Source organism: Thermopetrobacter sp. TC1 (genome assembly GCF_000746275.1).
Lineage (GTDB): Bacteria > Pseudomonadota > Alphaproteobacteria > Rhizobiales > Aestuariivirgaceae > Thermopetrobacter.
On record NZ_KN050828.1, the window covers coordinates 196,453 to 207,473 of the forward strand.

10 protein-coding genes are annotated in these 11,021 nt (G+C 63.4%); 9 read left to right on the forward strand and 1 reads right to left on the reverse strand.

Annotated elements, in window-relative coordinates:
* Positions 1–49: 49 nt before the first annotated feature.
* Entirely contained in the window at positions 50–1,540 is a 1,491-nt protein-coding gene (locus tag EK16_RS04655) for a replicative DNA helicase (RefSeq protein ID WP_038035015.1), read from the reverse strand.
* A gap of 302 nt (positions 1,541–1,842) precedes the next feature.
* On the opposite strand from EK16_RS04655, the gene fabI reads away from it, so the two are divergent.
* The 9 genes from fabI (at position 1,843) to EK16_RS04700 (ending at position 10,926) form a co-directional block, all read left to right on the forward strand.
* Positions 1,843–2,637, forward strand: a complete 795-nt coding sequence (gene fabI / locus EK16_RS04660; RefSeq protein WP_038035017.1) for an enoyl-ACP reductase FabI — start codon at positions 1,843–1,845, stop codon at positions 2,635–2,637.
* Positions 2,627–3,280 carry a histidine phosphatase family protein gene (locus EK16_RS04665; protein ID WP_051928940.1) on the forward strand — a complete coding sequence of 218 codons (654 nt, stop codon included), beginning with the start codon at positions 2,627–2,629 and terminating at the stop codon, positions 3,278–3,280. Before fabI ends, EK16_RS04665 begins: the two co-directional genes overlap by 11 nt.
* 106 nt (positions 3,281–3,386) lie before the next feature.
* Entirely contained in the window at positions 3,387–4,496 is a 1,110-nt protein-coding gene (aroC, locus tag EK16_RS04670; RefSeq protein ID WP_038035018.1) for a chorismate synthase, read from the forward strand.
* Between the two features lie 418 nt (positions 4,497–4,914).
* Complete coding sequence (gene rpsF / locus EK16_RS04675) at positions 4,915–5,271, forward strand: 30S ribosomal protein S6 (RefSeq protein ID WP_038035020.1); 357 nt, start codon at positions 4,915–4,917, stop codon at positions 5,269–5,271.
* 18 nt (positions 5,272–5,289) lie between these two features.
* On the forward strand, positions 5,290–5,526 hold the full coding sequence (rpsR, locus tag EK16_RS04680) for a 30S ribosomal protein S18 (RefSeq protein WP_038035021.1): 237 nt from the start codon (positions 5,290–5,292) through the stop codon (positions 5,524–5,526).
* A gap of 402 nt (positions 5,527–5,928) precedes the next feature.
* Positions 5,929–6,897: a YybS family protein gene (locus EK16_RS04685; protein WP_156098484.1), complete on the forward strand. Its 969-nt coding sequence runs from the start codon at positions 5,929–5,931 to the stop codon at positions 6,895–6,897.
* Between the two features lie 81 nt (positions 6,898–6,978).
* Positions 6,979–7,629: a 50S ribosomal protein L9 gene (gene rplI / locus EK16_RS04690; protein WP_038035025.1), complete on the forward strand. Its 651-nt coding sequence runs from the start codon at positions 6,979–6,981 to the stop codon at positions 7,627–7,629.
* A gap of 479 nt (positions 7,630–8,108) precedes the next feature.
* Positions 8,109–9,374 carry an SAM-dependent methyltransferase gene (locus tag EK16_RS04695; protein ID WP_038035027.1) on the forward strand — a complete coding sequence of 422 codons (1,266 nt, stop codon included), beginning with the start codon at positions 8,109–8,111 and terminating at the stop codon, positions 9,372–9,374.
* Positions 9,375–9,741: 367 nt separating this feature from the next.
* On the forward strand, positions 9,742–10,926 hold the full coding sequence (locus EK16_RS04700) for an ABC transporter substrate-binding protein (protein ID WP_051928941.1): 1,185 nt from the start codon (positions 9,742–9,744) through the stop codon (positions 10,924–10,926).
* The last annotated feature ends 95 nt before the right edge of the window (positions 10,927–11,021 follow it).

The following is an 11,021-nucleotide window of genomic DNA, read 5'->3' on the forward strand; positions in this document are numbered from 1 at the left end:
GGTGCCCGCGCCTTTTTCTGCAGGATTTCAGAAATGCCCGCAGGTGTGCTCAGTCCATGCGTTCGGGCAGGCGGTCTTCATGCGCGAGGTTGGTGAAGCGGGTGAACTGCGGATCGAAGTTGACCAGAACCGTGCCCGTCGGCCCGTGGCGCTGCTTGGCGATGATGATCTCGGCGATGTTGTGCACTTCCTCCATCTGCTGCTGCCATTCGGCATGTTCCGGCGTGCCGGGCTTGGGCTCCTTGCGCGAGAGGTAATATTCCTCGCGGAAGAGGAAGAGCACGACATCGGCATCCTGCTCAATGGAGCCGGATTCACGCAGGTCCGCCAGCTGCGGGCGCTTGTCATCGCGGCTCTCCACCTGACGGGAGAGCTGGGAGAGCGCTAGAATGGGCACGTTGAGCTCCTTGGCCAGGGCCTTCAGCCCCGTGGTGATTTCGGTGAGCTCCTGCACGCGGCCTTCGAGCGCGCGGCGGGTGGAGCCGGAGAGCAGTTGAAGATAGTCGATGACGATGAGGCCGAGGCCGTGCTGGCGCTTGATGCGGCGGGCGCGCGCCGCCACCTGGGCGATGGTGAGGCCGCCGGTATCGTCGATATACAGAGGGATGCTGTTGATCTTCTGGGCGACGTCCACCAGATCGCCAAACTGCTGTTCGGTGATCTTGCCGCGCCGGATGTCGCTTGAGGGAATGCCGGTCTCGGCGGAGATGATGCGGGTGGCCAGCTGTTCCGCCGACATTTCCAGCGAGAAGAAGGCCACAACCCCGCCGTCAGCAGCGCGCACCGAGCCGTCGGCCATCTGCTCCGGCCGGTAGTTGCGGGCGACGTGATAGGCGATGGAGGTGGCCAGCGCCGTCTTGCCCATGGCGGGGCGGGCGGCGAGAATGATGAGGTCGGAGGGCTGCATGCCGCCCATTTTCTCGTCGAGATCCCGCAATCCCGTGGACAGGCCGGAAAGCCCCCCGTCGCGCTGATAGGCGGCGGCGGCCATGTCGATGGCCTCGCGCATGGCCTCGTGAAAGGCCGAAAAGCCCTGACCGAAGCGCGTTTCTTCCGCCACCTCATACAGGGCCCGTTCGGTTTCCTCGATGATCTGGTTGACGCTGCGGTCGATGTCGGGCGAGCGGGCTTCAACGACGAGATCGGAACCGATCTCGATCAGCGCGCGGCGGCGGGCGAGCTCGTAGATCTCGCGGGCATAGCCCTCGACATCGACCAAGGGGGCTGCCATGACCGCCAGCTTGCCGAGATAGGCAGCCGCACCGCCGAGATCCTCAAAGGCCGGTTCGTCCTGCAGATAGGGCAGGATGGTGACGGGGTTGGCCACATGCCCGCGCGAGATCATCTCGGAGAGCACTTCATAGATGCGGCCGTGAATGCCCTCGGAAAAATGCTCAGGCTTGAGAAAATGGCTCACCCGGTCCAGAGCCGCATTGTAGGTGAGAATGGCGCCGAGAAGGGCCATTTCCGCCTCGAGATTGTGCGGCGCCGTCCAGGCGGCGAGCTGTTCGATGGTGGCCTGCGAATTGCCGTCGGTCATGGGAACTCTTCTGTGTGTTCTTGCACCGTTTCCTGCCGGGGGCGTGACCCTAGTTCATGCGCATTGCGCGCCGGCCCGATGCCGGAAGGAGCCGCAGCATAGCACGCCGGGCGCACATTGGCGCCGTGTGGTGAAAGTTTTGCCGCTCTTCCACAGCCGCGGCGAGAAGAAGCTTGACGGCGCGGGAATATCAGGCCGAATCGCTCATTTCTCCAATGAACATTCTCGCCCCTTGTCAGGGTGCGGGCAATGGGCAATAAGGGCGGGCAAGCAGGGGGTTAATTGCGCAGGGAGTTTCGACCATGTCGCAGAACGGACTGCTGGCGGGCAAGCGCGGGCTGATCATGGGCGTGGCCAACAACCGCTCCATCGCCTGGGGCATTGCCCGGGCATGCGCGCGCGCCGGGGCGGAGCTGGCCTTCACCTATCAGGGCGAGGCCTTAAAAAAACGGGTGGCGCCGCTGGCCGAGGAACTGGGGGTGGCGCATCTCATGCCCTGCGACGTCACCGAGGATGAGTCCATCGATTCGGTCTTCGCAACCCTGAAGGACGCCTGGGGGCGGCTGGATTTCGTTGTGCATGCCATCGCCTTTTCCGACAAGGAGGAGCTGAAAGGGCGCTATGCCGACACCACCCGCGCCAACTTCCTGCAGACCATGGACATTTCCGTCTATTCCTTCACGGCGGTGGCCCGCCGCGCCGCTGAGCTGATGAGCGAGGGCGGGGCGATGATCACGCTTTCCTATTACGGCGCGGAAAAGTGGGTGCCGCATTATAACGTCATGGGCGTGGCCAAGGCGGCGCTGGAGGCAAGCGTGCGCTATCTGGCAGCGGATCTGGGGCCGGAGAACATTCGTGTCAACGCCATTTCCGCCGGTCCCATCCGCACGCTGGCCGCCGCCGGCATTCGCGATTTCCGCCTGATGCTGGACTGGAACGAGGCCAACGCTCCCCTACGGCGCAACGTGACCATCGACGATGTGGGCGAGACGGCCGCCTTTCTTGTCTCCGACGGTGCCGCCGGCATCACCGGCGAGGTGGTGCATGTGGACGCCGGCTATCACGTCATTGGCATGAAGGCGCTCGATGCGGAATGAGCGGCAGCCGGCCGGCGGGGGGATGATGCAGGGCGGCGCGCGGCCATACTGCTATTTCATCCGGCATGGCGAGACGGACTGGAACGCCGAGCGCCGGGTGCAGGGCCATGTGGAAACAGAGCTGAATGCCCGCGGTCGCAGACAGGCGGAGATGATCGCTCAGAGGTTGAAGGTGCTGGAGCCGGACATCTCCCGTTTCACCATCTACGCCAGCCCCATGAAACGCGTGCGCCAGACACTGGCGCCGATCCTGGCCGCCTATGGCCTTGATGAAAGCGTGGTGCGGCTTGATCCGCGGCTGAAGGAGCGCAGCTTCGGCGTCATCGAGGGCACGGTGTGGGATACGCTGGTGGCCAAGGGCCTCGATCCGCGGGCCGATCCCCTCTCCTACTATCACTGGCGTCCCGAAGGCGGCGAGAGCTATGCGGATGTGGAAGTGCGCGTGCGGGCCTTCGTGGCGGAGATGGAAAACCCGGCCATTATCGTCTCCCATGGCGGCATCCATCGCGTGATGCGGCGCGTGATCCTGAATTTGCCGCCGCAGGAGGTGGCCACGCTGAAAGTGCCGCAGGACGGCTTCTGTCGCCTCACACCTGAGCGGATCGAATGGTTTCCGGCCGAGGCCGCCAATACCGGAGATTAACGGTCAGGTCCTGTTTCAGGCGCGCAGGATCGCCCGCCGGCGTGACTTTCCGCGGCGGGGGCATTAAACATCTCCCGAAAGCAAGGTGATACGGGGCAAAAGGCGCATGAGCTACAACACCTTCGGGCGCATCTTACGCATGACCACCTTTGGCGAGAGCCACGGGCCGGCCATTGGCGCGGTTCTTGATGGCTGTCCGCCCGGCATCCCGCTCAACGAGGAGATGATCCAGCCCTATCTGGACCGCCGTCGCCCCGGACAGAGCCGCTATACCACACAGCGGCGCGAGCCGGACAAGGTGCGCATCCTCTCCGGCGTGTTTCAGGATGAAGGCATGGAACATCCGGTGACCACGGGCACGCCGATCGCCCTGCTCATCGAGAATACCGATCAGCGCTCGAAGGATTACAGCGAGATCCGCGAGAAGTTCCGCCCCGGACACGCCGATCTCACCTACCAGATGAAATACGGCATCCGCGATTATCGCGGCGGCGGACGCGCCTCGGCGCGGGAAACGGCGGCGCGGGTGGCGGCGGGGGCCGTGGCCCGGCGCATCATCCCGCAGGTCACCATCCGCGGCGCACTGGTGCAGATGGGCCCGCACAAGATCGACCGCGCCCGCTTCTCGTGGGAGGCGGTGGAGGAGAACCCCTTCTTCTGCCCCGATCCGGAAATGGCGGAAATCTGGGCGGATTATCTGGATGACATCCGCAAAAAAGGCGATTCCGTGGGCGGGGTGGTGGAAGTGGTGGCCTCGGGCGTTCCCGCCGGCTGGGGGGCGCCGGTTTATGCCAAACTTGACCAGGATATCGCGGCGGCGATGATGAGCATTCCGGCGGTGAAGGGCGTGGAGATCGGCGCCGGGTTTGCCGCCGCGGCCATGACCGGCTCCGAGGCCGCTGATGAAATGGAAATCGCCGAGGGTTCCCTGACGTTTTCAAGCAATCATTCAGGCGGCATCCTCGGCGGCATATCCTCCGGGCAGGACATCGTGGTGCGGCTGGCGGTGAAGCCCACCTCCTCCATCCTGGTGCCGCGGCGCACGGTAACACGCACCGGCGAGAATACCGAGATCGTCACCAAGGGCCGGCACGACCCCTGTGTTGGCATCCGGGCGGTGCCGGTGGCGGAGGCGATGCTGGCGCTGGTGCTGGCCGATCATTTCCTGCTGCATCGCGCCCAGATAGGGCGGGAAGGGGCAGAGTTTCCGACATGATCCCGCCACGGCAGTGACACTGCGCCATCACGCGCATTCATGGCGCGCATTCATGGTTCTCCAAGGCTCAAGGTTGCCTCTTGCCTCAATGGCGCAATCGGTGTAGAGGACGGCATCGTCGTTCGCCTTTCCGGTCGGAGGCTGAACGGAAGGCCGCTTGCATCCCCATGCCAGCGCGGCTTTTTTCGTTGGCAGGGGGATTAAAGCGGCAGGGCGGATGTCACATGATGATGCACCATTGGGATATCATGAGCCTGTCCCGATTGTGCAGGCATTGTTGGCATCGCCAGCCCGGCTTCCGGTGTCTCCGCTCCTGGTGATGGATCCCGTCTGGCCTTTCCCGGGCCGTCGGGAGGCTTCGCGCCGGAAGGGATGCGGCTTTTAAGGATCGTCAACCCGTAAAGCGAGGAAAGGCCACATGCCCTATTACGAGCATGTTTTCCTGCTGCGTCAGGACCTAAGCCCGGCGCAGGTGGACCAGATCACCGAAAACCACAAGAAGATCATCGAGGAAAAAGGCGGCAAGGTCGGCAAGACCGAATACTGGGGCCTGCGCAATCTGGCTTACAAGATCCGCAAGAACCGCAAGGCCCATTACGTTCTGATGAACATCGACGGCCCCGCGGAAGCCGTGCAGGAGCTGGAGCGCCTGGAGCGCATCTCCGATGATGTGATCCGCTTCATGACCGTGCGCGTGAAAGAGCTGGAGGAAGGCCCGTCCGTGATGATGCGGGCCAAGGAAGAGCGCGGCCGCGGCCGCCGGCGCGAGCACTGAGGAAGAGGAGGATAAGCCATGAACGTTCCTGTCCGTCGTCCCTTCTTCCGTCGCCGCAAGACCTGCCCGTTCTCCGGGGCCAACGCGCCGAAGATCGATTATAAGGACGTGAAGCTTCTGCAGCGCTTCATTTCCGAGCGCGGCAAGATCGTGCCGAGCCGCATCACGGCGGTGTCCGCCAAGAAGCAGCGCGAGCTGGCGCGGGCCATCAAGCGGGCGCGCATCCTCGGGCTTTTGCCCTTCGTGATCAAGTAAGGCACAATCGGCAAGGAGGTTCTTCTCCGGCCGGAGAGCGAAAATGAAGATCCGGCAGCCGACCGGCGAAGAACCTTGAGAACACCATCTGGCGAAGTCTGCGTCCGGATATGGCCGGAGCGGGCGATGGTTGGAGCGGAGATTTTCCGCCCCTAACCCGAAAACGGGGACAGCCGCATGCGGTTTTCATGCACAGGACATGCTGAAAGGGCCCTTTTCCGCCTGATGCAAGCGGGAAAGGGCCTTGCCGCATGGCCGGCTGCGCCTTTGAAACCCTTGGTGCTTGCCGCGGGGCCCTGGGACGCCCCGGAAAAGGATGCCACTCCGCCCTCCCCTGCCCCACAGAACAGCGGGAACGACAACAAGTCCGGCCCGCCTGCCGCGTCCGCCCCGGCGTGGCTGGTGATCGCGATTACAGCGGGAGTGCTTTCCGGCTTTTTCTTCACCGGCATTATCGGGCGCTCAATGGCGTCCTTCCTGCTGTTTTATGCCTCGCCGTTTCCGCTGTTCATGGTGGGGCTCGCCTTTGGCTGGGTGGCGGCTGCGGTGGCGGGCGCAGCCGGTGCCCTATACGTGCTGGCCACGGCGGGGATGCGGGCGGCGTTGTTCTATCTTCTGGCCATGGCGGTGGCGCCGGTCATTCTCTCCAGACTGGCCCTGATGTGGCGGCCGGCGGCCGGCGGCGGCGAGGGCGAGGCCCAGGATGAGGCGGGGCGCGAATGGTATCCGGAAGGGCGGCTGCTCATCTGGCTGGCGGTGATGGGCGGTGTGCTCGTTTCAGCGGCGCTTCTGCTGCTGGGCACGGATCTGGAGAGCATCCGCGCAGGCCTGGGCAAAATGGCCGATGCCGTGCTTGAGGCCACGCGCCTGGCCGAGGACCTGCCGCCGGATCAGGTGAAAACCGTGCGCGATTATCTGATCGCGGCCACCCCGCCGGTGTCGGCCATCGTGTGGATGCTCACCATGCTTGTGAACTTCTGGGCCGGCGGGCGGCTGGCGCAGGCCTTCGGCTATCCGGTGCGGCCCTGGGCGCCGTTCTGGAAGCTCACGCTGCATCCGCGCGCGCTGGCGGGGCTGGCGGTTGCCTCCTTCGCCACCTTTCTTCCCGGGATATTCGGGCTCATCGGCGAGATTTTCGCCAGCACGCTGCTGGTGGCCTTCATGCTGCTGGGGCTGGCGGTGGTGCATGCCGTCACCCTGGGCAATCCCTGGCGGCCGGTGGTGCTGGCGGTGCTCTATTTCGGCCTTCTGGTGCTCAACTGGCTCATTGCCCTACCGCTGGTCATTCTCGGCATGGCGGAAGTGGCCTTCGGCATCCGCCGGCGGGTGCTGGGCCGGGGCGGCGGGCCGCCCGGAAACACCGTTTCCTAGAAAATCCTCCCTGGCCGGATGATCCGGCCGTATTTGCGGTTCACTCAACGATCTTCACTCAACGATCAAGGAGAAAGCATCATGCAGGTCATTCTGCTGGAACGGATCGAGAAGCTGGGCAACATGGGCGATGTCGTCACCGTCAAGGACGGCTATGCCCGCAACTTCCTGCTGCCGCAGGGCAAGGCGCTGCGCGCGACCAAGGCCAATCTGGAGCGCTTCGAGCGCGAGCGCGAGGAACTGGAGCGCAAGAACGCCGAGGCGCGCGCCGCCGCGGAGAAGGATGCGGAGAAGATCGAGGGCGCCAAGCTGGTGCTCATCCGTCAGGCCGGCGAGATGGGGCAGCTTTATGGTTCCGTCACCACCCGCGACATCGCCAATGCCCTGAAGGAGGAGTTCGGTGTTGAGGTGGTGCGCAATCAGGTGCAGCTTGACCGGCCGATCAAGATCATTGGGCTGCATGACGTGATCGTGCGGCTGCATCCCGAAGTGAGCGTGACGGTGACGCTCAACGTCGCCCGCAACGAGGACGAGGCGGAGCTGCAGGCCAAGGGCGAGATCCTCGTCGGCTCGGCGGCGGAGCGCGAGGAGGCCCGCGAGGCGGCCGAGGCCATGCTGGCCGAAATCGAGGCGGCCAAGGCCGAAGCCGAGGCGGAAGCCGAGGCCAAGGCCGAGGGCGAGAGCGAAGCCGAAACCGCCGGGGAGACGGACGAGGCCGAAAAGGAGGCTTGAGGCTCTCCTCACCCCAAACCAAACACCATGGCGCCCTTGCGCACGGAGGCCGATTAGGCCTCATGCCGCAAGGCCAGACACGAAAAAGGCCGAAGCCGCCAAAATCAGGGCGCTTCGGCCTTACTTTTCTCGAAAAAATCCCGTTTCGATATCGAAGGATTTGCCCGATGCTGAGAGGGAGGGCTGAGACCTTTCTCTTCCTTGATCAAGCCCGCAAACAGGCCGTCATGACTCGTGTGACGATAGGTCATGTCCCCCTGCTCTTGTCGTGGCAAGCGCGCGTCACTATAGTTTCTCTTCAAAAAACAACACAATGAGCGGACGGTGGGGGATGGACGCCTTGAAGAGGGCATTGCCGGGCGCCACATCCTTTTCTGCCATCCGTGTGAGTTTGGCCAGGCCGGCGCCTGAATTGCGCGGGGGCTGATGGCGGAGCGCATATGCTCCGTTTTTGCGCCGGGGCAGATCGGGAGGCTGCCATGAAAGCGCTCGTCAATACCGTCCTTGACCGGTTGGTGAAACGGGGCAATCTCGCCGTTGTGCATCCGGACGGCCATGTGCGTCATTTTGGCGACGGCAAGGACGAGGAGGTGCGGTTTCGCATCACCTCCACGGGCTGGGCGCTGAAGCTTCTGTTCGATCCCGATCTCAAGTTCGGCGAAGCCTACATGGACGGCGGCATCGTGATGGAGAAGGGCTCCATCTACGATTTGCTGCTGTTGCTGATGGACAATGTCAAGCACAACGGCGGCCCGGCCGGGTTTACCATTCCCAGTTTCCTGCGCGGGCTGAAGCGCCGTTTGCAACAGTTCAATCCGCGCGGACGGGCGAAGCGCAACGTTGCCCATCACTATGACCTGGACGGGCGCCTCTATGAGCTGTTTCTGGACAGTGACCGGCAGTATTCCTGTGCCTATTTCGAGCGGGCGGACGCCTCCCTGCATGAGGCGCAGCTGGCCAAGAAGCGCCATCTCGCCGCCAAGCTGATGATCCGCCCCGGCATGCGGGTTCTGGACATCGGCTGTGGCTGGGGCGGGCTTGCACTCTATCTGGCCGAAGTGTGTCAGGCGCGGGTTGTGGGCATTACCCTCTCGGAGGAACAATATGACGTGGCGCGCGCCCGCGCGCGGCAGCGCGGGCTTGAAGACAGGGTGGAATTCCGCCTGCAGGATTATCGCGACATCAACGAGAGCTTTGACCGCATCGTTTCCGTCGGCATGTTCGAGCATGTCGGCGTCAATCACTATCCCGCCTTCTTCTCCAAGGTCCGGGAGCTGTTAACGCCGGATGGCATTGCCGTTCTGCATTCCATCAACCGGGCTGACGGCCCCGGCGTCACCTCCGCCTGGATCGACCGCTACATCTTCCCCGGCGGCTACATTCCGGCCCTGTCCGAGGTGATTCCGGTGATCGAGCGCGAGGGGCTGATCATTTCCGATGTGGAGATCCTGCGCCTGCATTATGCTGAAACCTTACGCTGCTGGCGGGAGCGCTTCGTCTCGCAATGGGAGAAGGCGCGCGCGCTTTATGACGAGCGTTTCTGCCGCATGTGGGAGTTTTATCTTGCCGCATCGGAGGTGATGTTCCGCACCGGACTGATGAACAATTTCCAGATCCAGATGGTGCGGGATCAGCAGGCGGTGCCGATGACACGCGATTACATGTTTGAGGAAGAGGAGCGCCTGCGCCGCATCGACAGCGGCCGGCGTCATCTCGTCTCGGTGCCGGCGGCAGGCCAGTCCTGAACGCCTTCAGGTTTTACGCAGTTCAGGTCTTTCTTGCTGATGGCGGCGGTGCGTCTGCTGCGGTTTCGGTTCTTATCCCGCATTTTCTGGCATCAAGGGCGGCCCGTATTTCGCGCATAAGGCGTTTTTTGCGTGTGTTCGCGGAATACGTGGCTTGCGGTTCCAAAAAAAGCGGAGAATCATGCGCTTGGCCGTTTCCGCCATGCGGGATAGTTGCGAGTTAATCGCAAGTTTCCGGCGGGCGGAAGGCGTCGTCCGGCTTGAACCCGGGCAAGGAGCGGTTGCGCCACCTGCCCGCTGCGGGATGAAGCAGGCGGGAGCGCTTACTGCAAAGGAGATTTCAGGCTGTTCGAGAGGGAGGGTGTCGATGTCGTTTCTGGGCAGACTGTTGCGAAAGGCGGCGGCCACCATGCTGGGCACCGGCCTGGCGCTGGGCGCTTTCGCCATGGGGCAGAAGCCGGCCATGGCGGGCGATCCGGAGCCGATCAAGATCGGGTCTTTCCTGGCGGTGACCGGCCCGGCCTCGTTTCTGGGCGATCCCGAGCTGAAGACCCTGCAGCTCTATATCGAGAAGATCAACAAGGAAGGCGGGGTGCTGGGACGGCCGCTGAAGCTCATTCACTATGACTCCCAGCATCTGGCAAAAAAGGCCGTGACCTTTACCCGGCGCCTGATCGAGCAGGACAAGGTGGACCTCATCATCGGCGGTTCCACCACCGGCACGACCATGGCCGTGATCAAGCTGGTGGAGCGGGCGGAGATCCCGTTCATCTCGCTGGCGGGCGCGAGCATCATCATCGATCCGGTCAAGAAGTGGGTGTTCAAGACGCCGCATACGGACCGGCTGGCGGTGCGCAAGATCTACGCCGACATGAAGAAGCGGGGCCTGACCAAGATCGGCCTGCTTTCCGGTTCCGGTGGCTTTGACAAGTCCTGCGCCGGCAATGCCCGCAAGCTGGCCAAGGAGTTCGGCATCACCATCGTGGCCGACGAGACCCACGGCAAGGGTGATACCGACATGACGCCGCAGCTGACCCGCATCAAGAACACCCCCGGCGTGCAGGCTTTCCTCTATTGCGGCTTTGGCGCGCCGACCAGCATTGTGGCCAAGAACTTCAAGCAGCTGGGCATGACCATCCCGCACTATCAGAGCCACGGTTCGGCCTCGATGAAGTTCATCAAGGGCGCCGAAGGCGGTGCGGAAGGTGTGCGCCTGCCGGTGGCGGCGCTGCTGGTGGCGGAGCAGCTGCCGGATGACAATCCGCAGAAGAAGGTGGCGCTCGCCTACAAGAAGGCCTACGAGAGCCGCTATCATGACGCCGTCTCCACCTTCGGCGGGCATGCCTATGACGCGCTGATGATTGCGGTGAACGCCATCAAGCGCGCCGGCACCACCGACAAGGCCAAGGTGCGCGACGCCATTGAGCAGACGAAGAACTACATCGGGGCTGATGGCATCTACAACATGTCGCCCACCGACCATCTGGGGCTGGATGAGAAGTCCTTCGTCATGGTGGAAGTGCGCAACGGCACCTGGAAGCTGCTCAAGTAAGGGCGGCGCTGAACATATGCATTTCCAGGTCAACCGCGGGCCGGAGAAAATTGCATCTCCGGCCCGCTTCCCGGCCTGAGGGCCATCGCTGATGA

Coding starts and splice junctions, on each gene's coding strand:
- EK16_RS04655 (WP_038035015.1), bottom strand. CDS start 1,540: ATGACCGACGGCAATTCGCAGGCCACCATCGAACAGCTCGCCGCCTGG.
- fabI (WP_038035017.1), top strand. CDS start 1,843: ATGTCGCAGAACGGACTGCTGGCGGGCAAGCGCGGGCTGATCATGGGC.
- EK16_RS04665 (WP_051928940.1), top strand. CDS start 2,627: ATGCGGAATGAGCGGCAGCCGGCCGGCGGGGGGATGATGCAGGGCGGC.
- aroC (WP_038035018.1), top strand. CDS start 3,387: ATGAGCTACAACACCTTCGGGCGCATCTTACGCATGACCACCTTTGGC.
- rpsF (WP_038035020.1), top strand. CDS start 4,915: ATGCCCTATTACGAGCATGTTTTCCTGCTGCGTCAGGACCTAAGCCCG.
- rpsR (WP_038035021.1), top strand. CDS start 5,290: ATGAACGTTCCTGTCCGTCGTCCCTTCTTCCGTCGCCGCAAGACCTGC.
- rplI (WP_038035025.1), top strand. CDS start 6,979: ATGCAGGTCATTCTGCTGGAACGGATCGAGAAGCTGGGCAACATGGGC.
- EK16_RS04695 (WP_038035027.1), top strand. CDS start 8,109: ATGAAAGCGCTCGTCAATACCGTCCTTGACCGGTTGGTGAAACGGGGC.
- EK16_RS04700 (WP_051928941.1), top strand. CDS start 9,742: ATGTCGTTTCTGGGCAGACTGTTGCGAAAGGCGGCGGCCACCATGCTG.